We start from the raw sequence: 18,753 nt of genomic DNA, 5'->3' as shown, positions 1-18,753 counted from the left end.
GGAGCGAGACGACATCAGAACTGACCGGGCGGGAGTTTGAAGACGTCGGGGCTCTTGGTGTCGGCCACATAGAACAGCAGCAGGCCGGTGGGGGTCAGGATCCGCTGGTTGTTCTCCTTCGTCTCGAACGTTCCCTGCAGCAGCAGGATCACCGATCGATCCTTGGCATCGCTGCCGCGAAACATCAGGACGCCGCCGGCGACGGGCGTGTTGACGGCGATGGTATCGGGCTTGAAGCCTTCGCCCAGGAAGTGGGCGCGGAGAATGTTGGCATTCGAGAACAGCTTCTCCGGCGTCATCGCCGGATCCGTCCCTTTCGACCAGACCGTGCCGACCTGAATGAGCGTCTTCGACTTGTAGCCGAACACGTAGGATACTTCGGCGATCCCGCCGCTCGGCAGCAGGTCCGGAACGGCCAGCAATACGCTGCGGGTCAGTTCGGCCGGATTGTCCTGCGACTTGATCGCATCCGGCTTGACGCCGAAATCCTTGGTGATCGCCGCGCGGACATCCGCCTCGTTCATGCCGAATTTCGAAGAACGGAATCCATCGATCGCTTTGGCGGCTTTTTCATCGGCCGCCGCCACTGCTGGTACCGTCGCCTCGGCTTGGGTTGCTGGCCTTGGCGCCGGCACTGCCTTCTGCTTGGGCGTGCCCTGTGGATACGCCGGGCCGGCTACGACAGATGCGATACCGCAAAATGCCAGGAACAACGAAATCTTGCGCATTTAAAAACCTTCCGAAACACCAGACATAAATTTTAGGCAATGCCGCAATTCGGTAACCGGAAATTAGCAATTAGCCTCTTTACCCAGCAACAATACCGCGTTCCCCACACCGAACATAGCGGCGATGGGAGAATGAGCACCGATGGCTAATTTCGGCGCGGATGCGTGGTAGGCCCGACACGAGTGCGCACTGATGTGGCATGCTGCGCACTTGCTACGGTCGAGCCAAATGCCATCAGAGAATTTTGGAATAGTGATACAAATCAGCTGCTTATAGCGACAGCGCCGCAAGCGGATTTCAATGCTTGGGAATGTTCGGCCCGGCGGCGTTCAGGCAGACCTGTCGATCGTTAATGTCGGTGGCGGCGAGATTTCGAACGGCGTCGATTCTCATTCGGCGCACGATCAGATCACCTCATTTCTCACGCGGCGCACACTCGCGCGGCATCGAAAAATCGGGATTCGCCAACTCAAAAACCCAGCAGACGGCGGCGCCCCAGTTGCGGAATGCGAAGAAGCCGCGCTTGGCGCGCGGCTTCCGGATCTAGCTGCGTGATGTGCGCCGACTTCCCTTAGTTCAGCAGGAAGTGGTTGTTATTCAGCGTGCCCGTGTAGTTCTGCAGGCTGATGTCCATATCGGCTGTCCCGTCACCATTGGTGTCGATCTGGAGCAAGTCGTTATCCGGACCGAAGTTCTGCAGGCGCGCCGAAGCCTGGCTACCGCTAACAAAAGCCCCGCTGTCGACATACTCGATGTGGCCACCCGAAACGCTGATACCCGAGAAGTTGAAGGTGTCGTCGTTGGCATCGAAGTAATAGACCGTGTCACCCGCGCCCGCGGCCGAATCCGCCGTGCTGGTGAAGCGGACATTGTCATCACCAGCGCTGGCCGTGACCCAATCGGCGCCCCCGCCCGCGGTGATCGTCGTGTTGCCCGACGTGTTGCCGATGATAATCTCGTCGAAAGTCGAGCTGCCGTTGATGTTTTCGGCGTTGAGTACCGTCGTATTGAAGACGTTTGTATTGAACGTCACGGTATCGGTGCCATCGCCGAGATCGAACGTGCCGCCCGCTTGTCCTGAGATCGTCAGGGTATCAGTGGACGCACTACCGTTGACGACGTTGACGCCAAACAAGTTGCCCAACGTATTGCTGCCGTCGCCCAGGTGAACATTGAGGCCCGACACGGTGTTGAGAAGCGTCAGCGTATCGTCGCTCGGCGTGCCACCGAAGTCGCTGCCGTTCAGGTTCTCAATACCGATGGCGCTAAGTGAATTGATGCCGTTGGCAAGGGATACCGTGTCGCTCCCGTCACCGAGATCGACGGCAAGGCCGGTGAGGTCGGAAGTTCCGGGAAGTGTCGAAACCTCCGCAGCAGTAAACCCTGAGAGGTTTGCAGCCACTCCATCAACGTCAGGACGCTTGATGCACGCATCGGCGACGAAGCGCTGACCAGGGATTTTGGCGGCGGCCATGACGGCGCGCAGCTCCACGCGGACCGATTGCTGCTGTGACTCATCCGGCTTTCGTCTTTGCTTGTTGAAGAATATAGATAATTTCAGACACGGAAGAACCGGATAGACTCTCCCCGCCCATCAATTTGGAATAGCCCGTTGAACGCCCCTCGCTGCATCGCTTTTGTCGCCCTGCTCGCTTCCACCGCGCCGTTTTTCGCAGGCCCCGCCGTCGCCCAGAGCGCGATGGCGGCGGCTGTCGCCAGGCCGGTGTCGCTGCCGGACATCGCGATCGGATCGCCGAAGGCGCCGGTGACCATCACCGAATACGCGTCGATGAGCTGCTCGCATTGCGCCGCCTTCGGCGAGAACGTCTTTCCGATGCTGCGCTCCAAATATATCGACACCGGCAAGGTCCGCTTCGTGTTCCGCGAGTTCCCGCTCGATGTCGCGGCTGCGGCGGCCTCGATGCTGGCGCGCTGCATCGCCAGGAACGATTCGGAAAAATATTTCGGCGTCATCGAGACCTTGTTCAAGCTGCAGGGCCGACTGATCGCGCAGACCAAGGAAACGCTGAACTTCGTCGGCAAGCTGAACGGGATGAGCGAACAGGACGTGACGACTTGCGAGAGGGATCAGGCGATGCTCGACAAGCTCGCGGCGGATCAGAAATACGCCCATGAAACGCTCAAGGTCGATTCAACGCCGACCTTCTTCCTCAACGGTGAGCGGCTGAAAGGCTCGATGTCGTTCGAGGAACTCGAAGAGCGGATCAAGCCGCTGCTGAAGAAATAACGACTGCGCCGCTCCACACCTCCCCCTTGTTCTGCGGCGCGCCGTCGTTGATGATGGCGTCAACAAACATAAAATCCGGGGGGCGTCATGGCGGCCGTTCTGCAAATCTTGCTCGCTGCCGCGCTGCTGCTGGGGGCCGTCCCGACAGCCTCGGCACAGGGCTATCCGAACCGCCCGGTGCGCGTGGTTGTCGGGTTTCCCGCCGGCGGCCCGACCGACGTGATCGCGCGGATGGTGTCGCAAAAGCTCTCCGATGCGCTCGGTCAGCAATTCTTTGTGGAGAATGTCGGCGGCGCCGGCGGCAACACCGCGTCCGGCCAGGTCGCCCGCGCGACCCCCGATGGTTACACTCTCATGGTCGTCAGCACCGGCTTTGTGGTCAATCCCAGCCTCTACGCCAAGGTGCCGTACGACGCGGTCAAGGATTTCGCGCCGGTGACGCTGGTCGCGGTTTCCCCGAACGTGGTGGTGGTCAACCCGTCGGTGCCGGCCAAGTCGCTTCCGGAATTGGTGCAGCTGATCCGTGACAATCCCGGCAAGTACGGTTTTGCCGGCCCCGGCGTCGGTTCGACGCCGCATCTGGGGGGCGAGCTGTTTCGGCTGGCGTTCAGCCTCGACCTGGTGCACGTGCCGTTTACCGGCGCAGCGCCTGCGATCCAGTCAACCGTCGGCGGGCACACGCCGATCGCTTTCACCGCGCTGCCGCCCGCCCTTTCGGCGGTGCAGGCCGGCCAATTGCGCGCGCTCGGCGTTGCCGCAAGCGAGCGCGCGACCCAGTTGCCTGAAGTGCAGACCTTTGCCGAACAGGGCATCAAGGATCAGGAAGCCGACACCATCACGGGCATCCTTGCGCCGGCGGGAACGCCGAAAGAAATCGTCGATCTGCTCTATCGCGAAATAGCCAAGGCAGTCGGGCAGGCAGACGTGAAGGAGCGCCTGACCGCGCTCGGATTCAAGCCGGTCGCAAACCGGCCGGAGGAGTTCGGCGCCCGTATCAAGCTGGAAATGGAAAAATGGGGCAAAGTGGTACGTGACGCGAAGCTCAGGATTGAGTGACGCGTCACTTCATTCCGGCGGTTTCTGTACGACATTCATGAACGTGAGGCCGATCCGGTTCTTCTTGATCCAGGCGACCCGGCACTCATGAACGATCGAGGAATCCTTCGCCATCACGAGGCGGAAGTGCTGCGGAACGAATGCAGGGTTCTCGACGTCGATCGCCGCACCCTCGAGCGAAATATTCCTCACCACGCAACGCATCACGGAGCCGCCTGATGAGACATAGGCGGGCTCCTCGATCTCGGTTCGCGGATATTTTCGCTTTTCTTCCATGCGCTCCGGCCGTGGATATCGCTCGACCTATCTAACTACCCGAGAAACCTTAAGCAAATGGCGTGTGTGCACCGCAATGCGATCGCCGGACGACGCTGACCGGCAACCAGATCAAAATCCTCACCGCAGCCATCATAGGCGACGCACTTGAGTTCTTCGACTACTTCCTGATCGGTTTCGTGCTCGCCTTCCTGATCGGCCTCTGGAAGCTGACCTTCGGACAATCGGCCTTCGTATTGATGAGTTCCGGCATCGGCGCGATCATCGGCGCTTACGTCTGGGGCTGGCTTGCCGACCGCATCGGCCGCCGCATGGTGTTCATCGGCACCGTGCTGAACTTTTCGATCGCCACCGGCCTGCTTTACTTCACCCCCGATAATGGCTGGGTCTATCTCGCCATCATGCGATTCTTTGTCGGCACCGGCGTCGGCGGCTTGTATTGCGTGGATCTACCGCTGGTGCAGGAATTCATGCCCTCCTCCAAGCGCGGCTGGGTCGGTGGGCTCGTGACCTGCGTCATCCCGCTCGGCGTCGGCCTCGGCGCGGTCATGGGCGCCTTGATGGGCAGCGACCAGTGGCGGCTGTTGTTTGCGATCGGCGTACTGCCGGCGCTGCTGGTCTTGCTGGTTCGGATCTGGGTTCCGGAGAGCCCGCGCTGGCTGTGCCGCCAGGGCCGCTACGAGGAAGCGCGGAAGTCGCTCGCCTGGGCGCTGCAGATGGAGCCTTCAGCCCTGCCGTTGCCAAGCGCCGCCGATGCCGGACCGGTCGTCAAGACGAGCTGGTTCGACCTGTTCAAATATCGACGCAGCCTCCTGGTGTCCTGGCTCGGCAATGCCGGCGCGCAAACCGGCGTCTACGGCCTCACGCTCTGGGCGCCGTCGCTGTTCGTGCTGCTGCTGAAGGTGTCGCCGCAGGAAGCCGCCAAGATGATGATTCTGCACACCGTCTGCGGCTTCATCGGCCGCCTCTCCTTCTCCTATTTCTCGGAAGCGTTGGGACGGCGCGCCTCAGGTGGACTGCTGGGCCTCGGCGCCGGAGTCCTGACCATCGTCGCCGGTTACAATTACGATGCCACGCTGTTTGGGCTGTCGGCGTTCTGGCTGATCCTGGCGGTGACCTTCTTCTTTGCCGATGGCGGGTTTGCCATCGTCGGGCCTTATGCGGCCGAGGTCTGGCCCTCGCATCTGCGAACCACCGGCATGGGGTCGGCCTATGGCTTCGGCGGCATCGGCAAGATCATCGGACCGGTCGGGCTTGCGTTGATCGTGGGTTCCAACAACTATCTCAAGCCCGACGTGCCGCTGACTCAAATTCCGGCGGCGTTCGTCTATCTCGGCTGCTGGTTCCTGATGGCCGGCATCGTGTATTATTTCATCGGCTTCGAGACCAGGGGCAAGTCGATCGAGCAGATCGACAAGGAACTGGCCGACGGGCTGAATATGTCGACGGCGAGAGTTCGGCAGGCATCGTCATGAACACAAGGCGTCGATGGAGGCTTGGATAATTTGATCGTGACTGCTGCCGATCTTGCCGGCGACCGGGCGATCATCGCCCGTGCCGAGGCCGTTCGTCCCGAGGTGGCGGCGGCCGGAAACGACATTGAGAATAAGCGCCGGCTGCCGCCGGCGTTGCTCGACAGACTGCACGACGCGCAGCTGTTTCGTCTGTTGCTGCCGCGCTCGACCAACGGGATCGAAACCGATCCCATCACCTTCTTCCATGTCATTGAAACCATCGCCAAGGCGGATGCATCCACGGCTTGGTGCCTCAGCCAGGCCGGCGGCTGTGCGATGTCGGCGGCCTATCTCGATCTGCCGGTGGCGCGCGCGATCTTCGGGGATCCGCGCGCGGTGCTGGCCTGGGGTCCCGGGCCCAAGGTCCGCGCGATCGAATGCGAGGGCGGCTACAGGGTCACCGGCGTGTGGGCCTTTGCCTCCGGTGGTCGGCACGCGACCTGGCTCGGCGCGCATTGTCCGATCTTTGCGGCGGATGGCACTCCCCGATTGGAAGCCAGCGGTATGCCGCTGGAGCGTACCATGCTGGTGCGAACCGAGGACGTCGAATGGACCGACATTTGGAACACGGTCGGCCTGCGCGGCACCGCCAGCGACCAGTTCGCGCTGAATGACTTCTTCGTCAGGTCCGAGCATTCCATCACCCGTGAATTCGACCGGGAATGCCGCGAAGGCGGCCCGCTCTATCGCATGGGGGCCGGCACTTGCTACCAGGTCGGCTTTGCCGCCGTCGCCTGCGGCATCGCCCGAAGCACGCTCGATGATTTCGTCGAGGTGGCGCGCAACAAGGTGCCGCGTGGCGCCAAAGGCATCTTGCGCGACAACGCCGTGGTCCAGACCGGCCTCGCCCAGGCCGAGGTCAATCTGCGCGCGGCACGCGGCTTCGTGCTGCAGTCGATGGCCGAAATCTGGAAGGACCTCGTCGCCGGCGCCAGCATCACCGTCGCGCAGCGCATCACCGTCCGCATGGCCGCCACCAACGCCATCCACAAGGCACGCGAGGCGGTCGACTTCGCCTACAACGCGGCGGGAGCCACCGCAATCTTCGAAGGCCACCCGCTGGAGCGCCGCTTTCGCGACATCCACACCGTGACCCAGCAGCTGCAAGGCCAGATCAGACATTTTGAAACCGTCGGCGCCTGGATGATGGGCGTCGATGTCGATCTCACCTTTGTCTAAGGAGAACAAACCATGGGACTTGGCGGATTACAGCACTACACCATCGAACCTTCCGATCTCGAACGCACCAAGGACTTCTACTGCGACGTGCTTGGACTGGAGAACGGCGACCGTCCGCCGCTCGGTTTCCCCGGCTACTGGCTCTACTCCGGCGGCACCGCCACCGTGCACCTGATGGGTACGCGTCCGCCGCGCGAGGGCATCGTGGTGCGCGGCACCGAGAAGAAATACGAGGACACCGGGCGGCTTGACCACATTGCCTTTGCTGCGACTGACGTCGATGGCGTGCGCAAGCGTCTGCAGGCCAAAGGCGTAAAATTCCGGGAGAGCATCGTGCCGCGAACCGGTGATACGCAATTCTTTCTCTACGATCCCGACGGCGTCGGTGTGGAGCTGAACTTCCCGAAGGCGTAACCGGCCACCGCCGCGAGCAACGTTCGACTATTCGGCCAGCCCCGGCGCTGGCCGAACTTGTTTTAATTCCGGCTTTTTGATTTCGGCTTTGCGTTAGCGGTTCCCGACAAGGCCGCAAGTCAGCCATCAGTCGGGCGCGATCCCGTCAGGGTTTCTTCATCATTGCGTGGCGATTGGAACCCGCCGCGCCGCTGCGGCAGGATAGCCGGGTGCCTCGCCTTTCACCTACCCCAGGGCATGCGTGCCCGGCTATTCGCCCACGGGGCATACCCCTTTGTCGTGCGGAAGCCGGCCCCGGACTTGATCCGGGGCGGATGACGTTCTCATGCGAACGCGTCGGGGATCGCGCGCTAATCCAGCCCGCGCTCGTGGCTCAGATTGACCATTTCCTGGATGAAGATCTTTTTCTGCTTCTCGTCCAGGCTTGCGAATAAAGGCTCGGCGGCATCGGCCACATTGCGCTGGTCCACCGCGCGGTCATTGAGAAATTGGGCCTCGTTCCGCATCTGCTCGATGATGTCGTCGGGCGGATCGCGTTTGGCGCGCGCAATACGCAGATTGAGGCGATCGGCGCCATTATGGCCGAGATAGTGCATCGCACTGTTGAAGCCGGACCAGTTCTTCTCCTGCTCGGGCGTCAGATTCAATTGCTTCTTGATGCGCTCGATATTGGCGTCGCTGTTGGCGACGATCTGTTCGGCCGTCATTTGCGGTGCACCGGTCTGGGTCAGCACCTGCGGCTGTCTTGCTGCCGTCTTAGTCCCCTTGGCCGCCTTGCCGGATTTTGCGGCATCGTCCTGCTTTGCGGTATCGCCCTGTTTGCCACCCTTCGCCGGGGCCGCTTGCTGCTGTTGCTGTTGTGCGCCGCCGGTGAGGACGCCGGTCACACCGGTCACCACCCCCACGACACCGCCGATAGCGCCGCCAAGCACGCCGCCGACCGGTCCGGCCGCCTTGTTCCCCTCCCGGGCGCCCTTTTGGACCCCCTCAACCACCTGTGCCTCCACCGTGAGCGACGCGCTAAACAGCATAAGGGCGGCCACCCCATGGGCTGCGCACAGTCTGAGCCGCGCGCGCAGCTTCGATGTCGGGCTGGTCATTGTCTGGTCTCCATGGTCGATCGTGAGTTTCCGGCGTGGTGGTGCTGGGCCAAGGACCGCGGCCGAATCCGATTTTATCGTTTTCGCGCCGCGCGAGTCTACCTGCCGCGCCCAGCCATCCCGGTGATGAAAACGGCGGCGTATCCCAATTTGGACACGCGGTAGGGGAACCTGCGGCGCTATTTCACATCCTCACCCCCTCCGCTGAGTTCGATATGTGCAACGCAATATTCCGCGCCATGAGTCAGCAATGAGCGGTAGACAACGGGCTAACGGTCGTCGCTGCCTTCGATCTGCACGCAACGTTAGTTCTAGGACAGCGCCTACGTGATTTCTCGACAGACGCTGGCAATTCTGCTCTGATCGTCAATAATGAAAAATCCGCGGCGCCCGAACGGAGCCGAATAAAAAAGCAAGAACGGGAATTTCTTCACATCCGATTGGCCCATCCAGGGAGGAACGCCATGACACGGAAGAAGCTTACTCGACGCCAATTCATCGCTGCGACAGCGCTATCATCGGCTGCACTCGTGACCGCACCCTACGTGCGCGGCGCGCACGCCGCCGGCAAGCTATCGATCGGATTTTGGGACCATTGGGTACCCGGCGCCAACAAGGCTTCTACCGATATTGTCAATGAGTGGGCCGAGAAGGAAAAGGTCGAGGTCACTATCGACTACATTCCGAGCCAGGGTAACAAGAACCTCCTGACGATCGCCGCCGAAGCCCAGGCGAAGGCGGGCCATGACATTCTGGCGATGCCGACCTGGTGGCCGCACGCCCAGGCGGAATTGCTCGAGCCGATGAATGATGTGGTCGAGGGGCTCATCAAGCAGAACGGCGAAGTCAACGGCACCGTCCAGTATCTCGGCAAGGCCGGCAACAAATGGCTGGGCGTTCCGGCCTGCGTCGGCAGCCAGATCAAGGGCCCCTGCTCGCGCATCGATCTGATGAAGCAGCACGCCGGCATCGACGTCCAGGCGATGTACCCGGCAGGTTCGGCGCCGAAAGCCGATGGCTGGACCACGGACACATTCCTGAAGGCGGCGGAGGCCTGTCACAAGGGCGGCGTTCCCTTCGGCATCGGTCTTGGCGAAACCAGCGATTCCGTCGATACCGTCGGGGCGTTCTTCCTGGCCTTCGGGGCAGAGGTCGTCGATGCCAAGGGCAACGTCGTCGTCAAGAACGACAACGTGCGGCAGGCGCTCGAGTATTACAAAAAGCTGATGGCTTTCCTGCCGTCGGACGCGCCGTCATGGGACGACGGCTCCAACAACAGGTGGCTGGTCTCGGGCAGAGGCGCCCTGATCATGAACCCGCCGAGCGCGTGGGCCGTCGCCAGGCGCGATGCGCCGCAGATCGCGGAGCAATGCTGGACCCACGGCTTCCCGGTCGGTCCGAAGGGCCGCTTCGCGCCGTTCCTGCCCTACTTCTGGAGCGTCTGGAGCTTCTCCAAGAACAAGGAGGCGGCAAAGAGCGTGCTGACGCGTCTGTCGCAGCCGGATGCGGTCGAGAAAATGGTGGCGGCGAGCGGTGGCTACGACCTGCCGGCCTTCGAGAAACTGACGACCCTGAAGACATGGGCCGAGGAAGGTCCGCCGAAGGGCACGCTCTACCACTATCCGAATCCGCACAAGCACCAGCTGCTTTCGATCTCGGCGTCGCCCGCGCCGCCCAAGGTCGCCCAGCAGATCTACACCCAGGCGACGCTCACCAAGATGTGCGTGCGCTTCTACCGGGGCGAGCCCATGGAGAAGACGCTGGCCTGGGCGGAAGGCGAACTCGAAGGCTTCATGCGTAGCTGAGGCGATTTCGTCGCCGCGGCCCGTCGGATCTTGGTTGGATCTTGGGCCGTGGCGGCGTGCATCCGCCTGCCGACACGATGGGAGCCGGCGCGGCGCCGGCTTCTCGACGAGGAAACCACCCTGCTCTGAAATGAAACTCGCGAGGAAGATGCATCATGGCTGATGTCGCGATTGAGCGTAACGCCGCTCCGCGAACGGCGCGCAAGCGCGCCAGTTTACGAACCGCCCTGAAGCGCAAGTCGACCGCAGCCTTCCTGATGACGCTGCCGCTGATCCTGCTGATCTCGCTGCTGGTCATCTATCCCGCCTTCTACTCGCTGCATCTGGCCACCCTGAACAAGTCGATGCAGCGCTTCATCGGGCTCGGAAACTTCCAGTTCCTGTTCAAGCGGGAAACCTTCTGGCTGGTGGTCGAGCAATCCTGCATTTTCGCGATCACCGCCGTCTTCTTCAAGGCCTTGATCGGCTTCATCGTGGCCCACTTCGTCCACAACATTCCGGCCAAGGGGCAGCGCAAATGGCGCGGCATGCTGCTAGTGCCCTGGGTCATCCCACCGGCCATGAGCACGCTGGCGTGGCTGTGGCTGTTCGATCCGTCGTACAGCGCCTTCAACTATTTGTTGGCCGGCGTCGGCGTCGACCGGATTCCGTGGACCGGCGAGACCGGCTGGGCCCGATTCTCGGTTATCCTGGTGAATATCTGGTTCGGCGCCCCGTTCTTTATGATCATGTATCTGGCTTCGCTGAAGTCGGTGCCCGATCAGCTCTATGAGGCCGCGGCCATCGACGGCGCCAACTGGTGGCAGCGCATCTGGTACGTGACGCTGCCGATGATGCGCAACATCATCGCGATCACGACGCTGTTTTCGGTGATCGTCACCTTCGCCAATTTCGATATCGTGCGCATCCTGACCGCCGGCGGCCCGCTGGACCGTACCCATGTCTTCGCCACCTGGGCGTTCCGCATCGGTATCGAGGGCGGCGACATTCCACTCGGCGCCAGCGTCTCGCTGTTCATGGTGCCGATCCTCGCAATCGCGGCAGTCTTCATCCTGCGCGACATCAACAAACGCGGGAATGAATCCTGATGACCAGCACCGTCGTGATCGACAAGGCCGCCCCGACCCGCCCCGTCAAGCTGCGCAGCATGAGCCGCGACCGCACCTGGGCGCTGCGATGGTCGTACTTCTTCCTTACATTGTTCGCGGTCTTTGCGCTGGTGCCCCCGCTCTACATGGTAATCACGTCGCTGAAGACCAGCGCCGAAATCTCCGCGGCGACGAACCCGTGGTGGGTTTACCATCCGACATTGTCGAACTACGTCGAGTTGCTGACATCGAACCAGTTCCTGACCTTCTTCCGCAACTCGGCGCTGGTCTCGATCTTCGTCGTGACCATCACCATGCTGATCAGCGTGCCCGCGGCTTTTGCACTGGCGCGGATGCGGTTCTGGGGCTCGGCCACGCTTGCGACTGGGGTTTTCCTGACTTACCTCATTCCGGAAACGCTGCTGTTTCTCCCGTTGTTCAAGATGTTCGTGGCGTTTGGCGACCTGACCGGGATCCAGCTGATCAACAAATGGTACGTGCTGCTGGTGATCTATCCGACGCTCACGGTGCCGTTCTGCACCTGGATCATGATCGGTTACTTCGCCTCCATCCCCAAGGAGCTCGACGAGGCCGCGATCATCGACGGCGCGTCCTGGTTCCAGACGCTGACGCGGATCTTCATTCCCGTCGCCCTGCCCGGCCTGATCGCCGCGACCATCTTCGCCTTCACGGTTTCCTGGGCGCAGTTTCTCTATCCGCTGGTTTTCACGACATCGACGGATCAACTGGTGCTGCCGGTCGGTATCGTCACGACCTTGATCAAGGGCGACGTGTTCGCGTGGGGCCAGATCATGACCGGCGCCCTGCTCGGCGCCGCGCCGCCGCTGATCATCTACGCGTTCCTGATGGACTATTACATTGCCGGCCTGACCGCCGGTGCGACAAAGGGTTGAACTCATGGCTGACGTGACGTTGCGCAAGGTTGTCAAGAAGTACGACGACGTCGAGGCGGTGCGTGGCATCGATCTCGATATCGCCGATCATGAGTTTGTCGTGCTGGTGGGCCCGTCGGGTTGCGGAAAATCGACCACGCTGCGGATGATCGCGGGGCTAGAGGACATTACTGACGGCGATATCATGATCGGAGGCGACGTCGTCAACGACGTGCCGCCAAAGGACCGCGACATCGCCATGGTGTTCCAGAACTACGCGCTCTACCCGCACATGACGGTCGCGGAAAACATGTCGTTCGGGCTGCGGCTGAAGCGCTATCCGAAGGCCGAGATCAAGACCCGGATCGACGAAGCCGCGCGCATGCTCGACATCGTCGAACTCGTCGACCGCAAGCCGAAGCAGCTGTCAGGCGGTCAGCGCCAGCGCGTCGCCATGGGCCGCGCCATCGTGCGTAACCCCAAGGTGTTCCTGTTCGATGAGCCGCTGTCCAACCTTGACGCCAAGCTCCGCGTCCAGATGCGGATCGAAATCAAGAAGGTGCATCAGAAGGTCCGCACCACCACGGTTTACGTTACCCACGACCAGGTCGAGGCGATGACGCTCGCCGACCGGGTCGTGGTGATGAACCATGGCCGCATCGAACAGATCGGAACACCGAACGAGCTCTATCACAATCCCGCCACCAAATTCGTCGCGAGCTTCATCGGCTCGCCGGCGATGAACTTCATTCCTTGCCGGCTCGAGGAATCCGGCGGCAAGCTGCACGCCCGGATCACCGACCGTCTCGCTTTTCCGCTGCCGCCGGCGCGCGCTGCCAGATACCAAAACGTGTCGCGGACCGACAAGCTGCTGCTGGGACTGCGGCCCGAGCACATCACGGAAGCCAGCCCGCATCCGGAAACCGGCGTCGAGAACTTCGATGCCACGCTCGACGTTACCGAGCCGATGGGAATGGAGACGCTGATCTACTTCGCGCTCGAGGGCACGCAGGTCTGCGGCCGGGTCAATCCCAACGCCGGCGCACAGGATGGCGCCCCGCTCCGATTGGCAGTGGACCTCAACAATATGCACCTGCTAAACGAGGTGAGCGGCGCCGTCATTTGACGGCGGAGACAACAGTCACCCAAGGGCAGGAAATGGCGACCAACAAGAAGAAAATCTTCGTCACGGAATCGATGTCACAGCAGGGGCGCGTGTTGCTCGACGCACGCGAGGATATCGAACTCGTCGAATTCCCCAACATGATCTCGCAACCGGATTTCCAGGCCAAGCTCAAGGAGCATGCGCCGGTCCATGGTGTCGCCCTCGGCGGCACCCGGTTCGGCGAATCGGAGTTGGAAGCTTCCAGGGACATGTTGGTGGTGACCCGGATCGGCGTCGGCTTTGATGCCGTCGATGTGCCGGCGTTGAGCCGCCGCAAGGTGCCGCTGATGGTCGCCGGCACCGCGAATTCGCCCTCCGTTGCCGAGTGCGCATTGTTCATGATGCTGACATTGGCAAAACGCGCGGTGGAAATGCACTCCATCGTCAGGGACAACAAATGGCCGAGCCGGCTCGGCATGCTGCCCTACGACCTCTATGGCAAGACCGTGCTGATTGTTGGCTTCGGCCGCATCGGCACCCGCACCGCCAAGCGCTGCCAGGCGATGGAAATGAACGTGCTGGTTTTCGATCCCTACAAGCCCGCGGCCGACATCAAGGCCGCCGGCTGCGAGCCAGTCACCGATCTCGACGCGGCGCTGCCGCGCGCCGACTTCGTCAGCCTGCATTGCCCGAAGACCCCGGAGACCGTCGGCATGATCAATGCCGCGCGCTTGAGGCGGATGAAGCCGACCGCCTATCTGATCAATACCGCACGCGGCGGCATCATCGACGAACCCGCGCTGCATGACGCGCTGGTGTCCGGCAAACTTGCCGGCGCCGGTCTCGACGTGTTCGAACAGGAGCCGCCACCCGCCGGCCATTCGCTGTTCGCGCTTCCGAACGTCATCTTCGCACCCCACGTCGCCGGTGTGACCAGGGAAGCCGTCGATCGCATGAGCGAACAGACCGCACGCAATATCCTGAGCGTTCTCGACGGCGATCCGTTGCGTCAGAACGTCATCAATCAGGACGTGCTCTGACCGATCCGGCATGATCAAACCGGGCGACGGCTGAACCATCGAGCGGCCGCCCGGGATGTTTTCATACCGGCCCTACCATAAGGAACCCTTATTCCGTATTGCGGGCTAACCGCTCAGGTCCGCGCCCGGCATAGCCGGTTTTGCGTCTGAACGGACAAAACTCAGCCTCATTCGGAAGCGAGGAAAAGATACCGGGCGGCAACGGGGACACCGATTCCGCATAGACTAATCTAATGTGTTGATATAATTGCATTATTTATACATCGTTACCGCAGTGCACAAACCACTGTACAAACGTGCGATCTGGCGCTGACTGTTATCCGCTGGTTGTCGTGTAGGAACGATACCGGCGACAAAGAGTCATTCAACAGCTTCGCGGAACGCTTCCCCCCTCCTGAGAAGTAAAACCCCTAGTTGGCGGTTCGCGGCCCCAGATGTGATGCTGGGGCCGTTTCCATTTCAGCTCGTTTGCCTTGATCCGTGAGTGTGATTCGCATTCTCGGCGCCCTCGCCTATCTAAGCCGGATGCGTACCAGTGCTTTCGAACCCTGCATTCCGACCCGCGCCACCAAGGTCCCCACTTCGAAGAATTGGCTCCACGAGGTCAAACATGACGGCTATCGGCTGATCGTGCACCGCGAGGGCAAGCGCGTGCGCCTGTTCACACGGAACGGTTTCGACTGGAGCGACAAATATCCGCTGATCACGGAGGCCGCGCTGCGCATCCGGTCAACGTCGTTCGTCCTGGATGGTGAAGCGGTGCTGCTCGGCGTCGATGGGATCTCCGACTTCGATGGACTTCATTCCCGGAAGCATAACGATGAGGTGCAGCTCTATGCCTTCGATATGCTCGTGAGCGACGGAGCAGATATTCGGAAGCTGCCGCTCACCATGAGGAAGACCAACCTCGCCCGGCTGCTTGCGCGGCGTGTGGACGGCATCTTCATCTCAGACTTCGAGCGCGGCGAGATCGGGCCAGAGCTATTCCGGCATGCCTGTCTCATGGGCCTGGAGGGCCTCGTGTCAAAGCTAGACGACCGACCGTATAGGCCTGGTCGGTCACCCAACTGGGTAAAGGTCAAAAACCCCGCCTCTCCCGCCATGCTGCGGGCCAAGGATGCGTTCTCCTGATGGATGACCCAGCTAATTGGCCAACTCAAAACCCGCGGCTCTTGGATCGACGCACGAAATTCTCGCATTTGTCCTGATTGCGGCTTCTCAGCGAGACCTTCAGTTTATGAGCCTTGAAAACGATACCGCCCACCGTTCGGTTCATAATCTCCGCAATTTTCGGAATAGGGTGTTGCTGCGCCAGTTGTTTAAGGTCCCGAATATCTTCGTCAGTCCAACGCCTGCCCATCGACACACTCCATTGAAACTCCAGTCTGAAAGTTGGGAAAAAGCGGCACGTTCCTAGTCCATTTGGAACGGGGGCCTGCGTCTCGGAGGCGGCGGCCCCAGCGCGCCTGGCGATGCAACTGGGGCCGCCATACCGCATGGCAACGGCGGTTGCCAGCGGGTTCTGCCAACTTACCGCAACTCGTTTTGATCGTTCAAAACTAGTTCGAAGTACCCCTAGTTCGGGAACAAGTGGCAATGACGAGCGCTGATGGAGGTGTCTGATAGGCGCAAACGGCCCCGGCGCGGAGAACGCCACGCTGCACCAAAGGCCGCCAACCCAACGGGGGTTTTCTCCCGGTTCGAGGCTGAGGAGTCACCGGGAGCGCAGAATCGATTCTTAGACCGCTCAAGAGTTCCAAAAACGCCCCAAGCGTCCCCGCAACGAAAAGCCCGGCAACCAGGCCGGGCTCACTCGATGAGTAATTTGCAGGTGCTGAAACAAGGCCAATTGAAGCTTTGGCGAATACTGGTGTCTGTTCGCCGGGCGACATTAGAAACGGGATTTCACGACCTTTAGACGAAGTGTTGAGAACGGCGATCAGGCTTCATTCATACAGGAACTTCTAGGCTTGCCGCGAACTAACCTTATGGGAGGAACCTACAATGAAAATTCGCTTTGCCATCATCGTCGCCCTGGCCGCTCTTGGCGGGGCCGCACTTTCGGCGGCACCGGCCTCGGCGATGCCGGTTGCTCCTTTGGGATCAGGCGCGTCAAACATCGAGAACGTGGCGGTGGTCTGCGGCGCCCGCGGTTGTGTCCGCGCCGTCCCCGCATATCGCCGCGGCGCGGTTGTTGTTCGCAGACCCTATGCCCGGGGCGGCTATTACCGTCGCGGCTACCGTAGGTATTGATTCAAGGCTTCAATTTCGTAAGAGCAAAGAAAAACCCGCCGGTAACTGCCCCCGGCGGGTTTCCTACGCAATTCTCGCGGGGGGCTTTGAGGGTCTGTTCCGCGATTGCATTCATGATGATCGTAGATGGCGCAAAGCCTGCCGGCGTGAACCGGCGGCCCTCGCGACGCCGCCGTCGTATGCGGTAGCCGCGCCGCTCACCAAGACTCGTAAGGATTGACATGCGGTTCGTGGCTGAGCTTTGGCAGTTCCTGCGATTCCGAAAGAAGTTCTGGTTGGTGCCGATCCTGATCATGATGACCGTGCTCGGCGGACTTGTGGTGCTCACCAAGGGCACAGCGGTTGCGCCGTTCATCTACACCCTGTTCTAGCGGCATTTTTAGAGTGAATTCGATTCTTAGCACGTTCAGGAGTTCCAAAGAAAACGGCCCCAGCGTGCGCCGCGGGCGAACACTGGGGCCGACATTTCCTCGAATGAAGCTCCTCGGGGGCGACGGCATCCATTCGGTCGTGCACAACTAAAGCGATCCGGTCAGGAATTGTTCCGCTCCCTTAGCGCTCGGCTCATTTCGATATTCCTGCGGAAGATAACGTCTCGGTGAACGAAACCGATTGCCTTCCCCCACGCAGTCGTCCGGAAACGAAGCCGGAGCAGTCTCCTCGCACTGACAACAGGGGATTTTCAAAATGATTGCTCTCACAGCCACCGCCATTTTAGCCGTCTGTGCCGGAACATTGATCGCGCTGGCATCGAGCGATTTCGGCCCCGAACTAGTTCTCGCCATTGTCAGCCTCGTATAAGTTCGGCAACAAAGAAAAAGCCCCGCCTCACCCGGCGGGGCTAAGTCTAAGGGTCACCTTGCGTGCGGCCCGGGGTAAGGGCCACCCGGAATTGTATCAACCTGAACGGCTCAGTCTATCGATATTAGAGGCCAGCGAAGCTGATCGTAATTCAGCTTCGTTAGCCGCGACAGTGGAAATCACAAATGAACCCCCGCGGCGTGATCAGTCGGCGAAGGCCATCCAATAAACAGCTACAGCCCCTAGCCCTGCAACTCCAGCCACCAGCGCCCAATCGCGTTTCGTGAGCAGTTCGAACATCTTTGGTTCTCGAAAGGCCTCTGGATCGCGCAAACGGCCCCGGCGCGGAGAACGCCACCGCACCAAGGCCGCAACCCACAGGGGGTTTTCTCCCGGTTGGCAGACCCAAGGGGACTCGGGACTACCGGGAGCGCCGAGTCGATTCCTGCGGCGCCGGTTCGTTCCTAACATCAAAGAAAAACCCCGCCGACGTGAACCGGCGAGCTGTCTTGGCTAGAACTCGCGCTCTGAGCCAGTGGACAGCCCGCGGGTCTGGAAGGCACCGGGCTGTTTAGCCAGTCGGATCTAGAGCCGATGGATTTGTTTGCGATGCTGGTACTCGCCGCAGCGAAATGCCGAGTTCGTGCGCCTTCGTATAAACAGAAGAAATCCCACGGTCTAAGTCCCGAGCGATTTGATCTACGGGATATTTCTTTGCCATGGTCTTGAGCTTTGAAACATCTTCATCTGTCCAGCGCGTCCAAGGTCGAGGCATTGGTCCAGTCCTCCTAATTATCCCAAGCCAAAATTGGGAAATTAAGGAAAAGTTCCGTTGTGGGGACGGGCAGCGCCATTTTCTGAACGATTTCCTCCGGTGCTCAAGCCCTAACGAATAAAGCCCCGCCGGTAGCAGCGCGGTCTAGCGGCCAGCTCGACCCCCGCTGCGATCGACCCGCGCAGGCAATTGACTTCCTCATGGCTGCGCTGATCCTGGGCCAACGAACGCTGAAAAGGCAAAGAAATCTAACTCGAAGGGTTCACAAGTGAACAGACCGCCAGGAACGGCGCGGTTAATTAAGTTCATTCCGTTTTAGCTGTGTAAGACTTGCAAGCGACCCGATAGCGCTCCCGCCGAACCGGAGAGTGCGATGATCCGCTACTACTTCGACGTCGTTATAGATGATGATGTAACGGTCGATGAAGAGGGTGAACTCCTTCTTGATGTAGGGTCGGCTCGACAAGAGGCTTCCCG

At 60.9% G+C, this 18,753-nt stretch carries 19 protein-coding genes; 14 read left to right on the top strand and 5 right to left on the bottom strand.

Going from position 1 to position 18,753, the window contains the following annotated elements; all coding sequences use genetic code 11:
* Positions 1-14: 14 nt before the first annotated feature.
* Both JQ611_RS39330 and JQ611_RS39325 read right to left on the bottom strand, forming a co-directional pair.
* Positions 15-728: a hypothetical protein gene (locus tag JQ611_RS39330; protein WP_212264509.1), complete on the bottom strand. Its 714-nt coding sequence runs from the start codon at positions 726-728 to the stop codon at positions 15-17.
* A gap of 572 nt (positions 729-1,300) precedes the next feature.
* Positions 1,301-2,203 (bottom strand): calcium-binding protein, encoded by a 903-nt coding sequence (locus tag JQ611_RS39325; protein WP_212468591.1) that lies wholly within the window; start codon positions 2,201-2,203, stop codon positions 1,301-1,303.
* Positions 2,204-2,341: 138 nt separating this feature from the next.
* On the opposite strand from JQ611_RS39325, the gene JQ611_RS39320 reads away from it, so the two are divergent.
* The gene (locus tag JQ611_RS39320; RefSeq protein ID WP_409363330.1) at positions 2,342-2,977 is read left to right on the top strand and encodes a DsbA family protein; all 636 of its coding nucleotides are present in this window, start codon (positions 2,342-2,344) and stop codon (positions 2,975-2,977) included.
* A gap of 87 nt (positions 2,978-3,064) precedes the next feature.
* Positions 3,065-4,033, top strand: a complete 969-nt coding sequence (locus JQ611_RS39315) for a tripartite tricarboxylate transporter substrate binding protein (RefSeq protein WP_212390788.1) — start codon at positions 3,065-3,067, stop codon at positions 4,031-4,033.
* 9 nt (positions 4,034-4,042) lie between these two features.
* Here JQ611_RS39315 and JQ611_RS39310 read toward each other — a convergent pair whose 3' ends face one another.
* Positions 4,043-4,309, bottom strand: coding sequence for a PilZ domain-containing protein (locus tag JQ611_RS39310; protein WP_212390787.1), 267 nt, complete (start codon positions 4,307-4,309; stop codon positions 4,043-4,045).
* Positions 4,310-4,371: 62 nt separating this feature from the next.
* On the opposite strand from JQ611_RS39310, the gene JQ611_RS39305 reads away from it, so the two are divergent.
* From JQ611_RS39305 to JQ611_RS39295, 3 genes are read left to right on the top strand one after another with little or no spacing between them, the layout of a single operon-like run.
* Positions 4,372-5,784 carry an MFS transporter gene (locus tag JQ611_RS39305; RefSeq protein WP_212468590.1) on the top strand — a complete coding sequence of 471 codons (1,413 nt, stop codon included), beginning with the start codon at positions 4,372-4,374 and terminating at the stop codon, positions 5,782-5,784.
* A 36-nt stretch (positions 5,785-5,820) separates the two neighbouring features.
* Complete coding sequence (locus tag JQ611_RS42895) at positions 5,821-7,002, top strand: acyl-CoA dehydrogenase family protein (protein ID WP_212468588.1); 1,182 nt, start codon at positions 5,821-5,823, stop codon at positions 7,000-7,002.
* Positions 7,003-7,014: 12 nt separating this feature from the next.
* Positions 7,015-7,416, top strand: coding sequence for a VOC family protein (locus JQ611_RS39295; RefSeq protein WP_212468586.1), 402 nt, complete (start codon positions 7,015-7,017; stop codon positions 7,414-7,416).
* A 350-nt stretch (positions 7,417-7,766) separates the two neighbouring features.
* Here JQ611_RS39295 and JQ611_RS39290 read toward each other — a convergent pair whose 3' ends face one another.
* A complete protein-coding gene (locus tag JQ611_RS39290) occupies positions 7,767-8,516 on the bottom strand; it encodes a Spy/CpxP family protein refolding chaperone (protein WP_212468584.1) in 750 nt (249 codons plus the stop codon).
* Positions 8,517-8,980: 464 nt separating this feature from the next.
* On the opposite strand from JQ611_RS39290, the gene JQ611_RS39285 reads away from it, so the two are divergent.
* From JQ611_RS39285 to JQ611_RS39260, 6 genes are all read left to right on the top strand, one after another.
* Positions 8,981-10,321 carry an ABC transporter substrate-binding protein gene (locus JQ611_RS39285; protein WP_212264495.1) on the top strand — a complete coding sequence of 447 codons (1,341 nt, stop codon included), beginning with the start codon at positions 8,981-8,983 and terminating at the stop codon, positions 10,319-10,321.
* A gap of 155 nt (positions 10,322-10,476) precedes the next feature.
* Positions 10,477-11,409, top strand: a complete 933-nt coding sequence (locus tag JQ611_RS39280; RefSeq protein ID WP_212031515.1) for a carbohydrate ABC transporter permease — start codon at positions 10,477-10,479, stop codon at positions 11,407-11,409.
* Entirely contained in the window at positions 11,409-12,323 is a 915-nt protein-coding gene (locus tag JQ611_RS39275; protein WP_212031516.1) for a carbohydrate ABC transporter permease, read from the top strand. The genes JQ611_RS39280 and JQ611_RS39275 overlap by 1 nt, the downstream gene beginning before the upstream one ends.
* A gap of 4 nt (positions 12,324-12,327) precedes the next feature.
* Positions 12,328-13,428 (top strand): ABC transporter ATP-binding protein, encoded by a 1,101-nt coding sequence (locus JQ611_RS39270; protein ID WP_212264492.1) that lies wholly within the window; start codon positions 12,328-12,330, stop codon positions 13,426-13,428.
* Positions 13,429-13,460: 32 nt separating this feature from the next.
* Positions 13,461-14,447, top strand: coding sequence for a hydroxyacid dehydrogenase (locus JQ611_RS39265; RefSeq protein ID WP_212438750.1), 987 nt, complete (start codon positions 13,461-13,463; stop codon positions 14,445-14,447).
* A gap of 486 nt (positions 14,448-14,933) precedes the next feature.
* Positions 14,934-15,578, top strand: a complete 645-nt coding sequence (locus tag JQ611_RS39260; protein WP_312012389.1) for an RNA ligase family protein — start codon at positions 14,934-14,936, stop codon at positions 15,576-15,578.
* Positions 15,579-15,603: 25 nt separating this feature from the next.
* Here JQ611_RS39260 and JQ611_RS39255 read toward each other — a convergent pair whose 3' ends face one another.
* Positions 15,604-15,807, bottom strand: a complete 204-nt coding sequence (locus tag JQ611_RS39255; RefSeq protein ID WP_212468582.1) for a hypothetical protein — start codon at positions 15,805-15,807, stop codon at positions 15,604-15,606.
* 644 nt (positions 15,808-16,451) lie between these two features.
* Between JQ611_RS39255 and JQ611_RS39250 the strand changes: the two genes are divergently transcribed.
* The 3 genes from JQ611_RS39250 to JQ611_RS43220 form a co-directional block, all read left to right on the top strand.
* Positions 16,452-16,700, top strand: coding sequence for a hypothetical protein (locus tag JQ611_RS39250; RefSeq protein WP_212468580.1), 249 nt, complete (start codon positions 16,452-16,454; stop codon positions 16,698-16,700).
* Positions 16,701-16,921: 221 nt separating this feature from the next.
* Positions 16,922-17,071 carry a DUF5989 family protein gene (locus tag JQ611_RS39245; RefSeq protein WP_212468578.1) on the top strand — a complete coding sequence of 50 codons (150 nt, stop codon included), beginning with the start codon at positions 16,922-16,924 and terminating at the stop codon, positions 17,069-17,071.
* A gap of 1,578 nt (positions 17,072-18,649) precedes the next feature.
* Positions 18,650-18,753 (top strand): DUF6894 family protein (locus JQ611_RS43220; RefSeq protein WP_409411335.1); only part of this gene is annotated, 104 nt, incomplete at its 3' end.

It is taken from the genome of Bradyrhizobium sp. AUGA SZCCT0182 (assembly GCF_018130185.1).
Classification (GTDB): domain Bacteria; phylum Pseudomonadota; class Alphaproteobacteria; order Rhizobiales; family Xanthobacteraceae; genus Bradyrhizobium.
This window is presented reverse-complemented; position numbering and strand designations above follow the sequence as displayed.

Excerpts from the sequence above, each read along its gene's own strand:
- JQ611_RS39330 (WP_212264509.1), bottom strand. The coding sequence starts at position 728 with ATGCGCAAGATTTCGTTGTTCCTGGCATTTTGCGGTATCGCATCTGTC.
- JQ611_RS39325 (WP_212468591.1), bottom strand. The coding sequence starts at position 2,203 with ATGGCCGCCGCCAAAATCCCTGGTCAGCGCTTCGTCGCCGATGCGTGC.
- JQ611_RS39315 (WP_212390788.1), top strand. The coding sequence starts at position 3,065 with ATGGCGGCCGTTCTGCAAATCTTGCTCGCTGCCGCGCTGCTGCTGGGG.
- JQ611_RS39310 (WP_212390787.1), bottom strand. The coding sequence starts at position 4,309 with ATGGAAGAAAAGCGAAAATATCCGCGAACCGAGATCGAGGAGCCCGCC.
- JQ611_RS39295 (WP_212468586.1), top strand. The coding sequence starts at position 7,015 with ATGGGACTTGGCGGATTACAGCACTACACCATCGAACCTTCCGATCTC.
- JQ611_RS39290 (WP_212468584.1), bottom strand. The coding sequence starts at position 8,516 with ATGACCAGCCCGACATCGAAGCTGCGCGCGCGGCTCAGACTGTGCGCA.
- JQ611_RS39285 (WP_212264495.1), top strand. The coding sequence starts at position 8,981 with ATGACACGGAAGAAGCTTACTCGACGCCAATTCATCGCTGCGACAGCG.
- JQ611_RS39280 (WP_212031515.1), top strand. The coding sequence starts at position 10,477 with ATGGCTGATGTCGCGATTGAGCGTAACGCCGCTCCGCGAACGGCGCGC.
- JQ611_RS39275 (WP_212031516.1), top strand. The coding sequence starts at position 11,409 with ATGACCAGCACCGTCGTGATCGACAAGGCCGCCCCGACCCGCCCCGTC.
- JQ611_RS39270 (WP_212264492.1), top strand. The coding sequence starts at position 12,328 with ATGGCTGACGTGACGTTGCGCAAGGTTGTCAAGAAGTACGACGACGTC.
- JQ611_RS39265 (WP_212438750.1), top strand. The coding sequence starts at position 13,461 with ATGGCGACCAACAAGAAGAAAATCTTCGTCACGGAATCGATGTCACAG.
- JQ611_RS39255 (WP_212468582.1), bottom strand. The coding sequence starts at position 15,807 with ATGGGCAGGCGTTGGACTGACGAAGATATTCGGGACCTTAAACAACTG.
- JQ611_RS39250 (WP_212468580.1), top strand. The coding sequence starts at position 16,452 with ATGAAAATTCGCTTTGCCATCATCGTCGCCCTGGCCGCTCTTGGCGGG.
- JQ611_RS39245 (WP_212468578.1), top strand. The coding sequence starts at position 16,922 with ATGCGGTTCGTGGCTGAGCTTTGGCAGTTCCTGCGATTCCGAAAGAAG.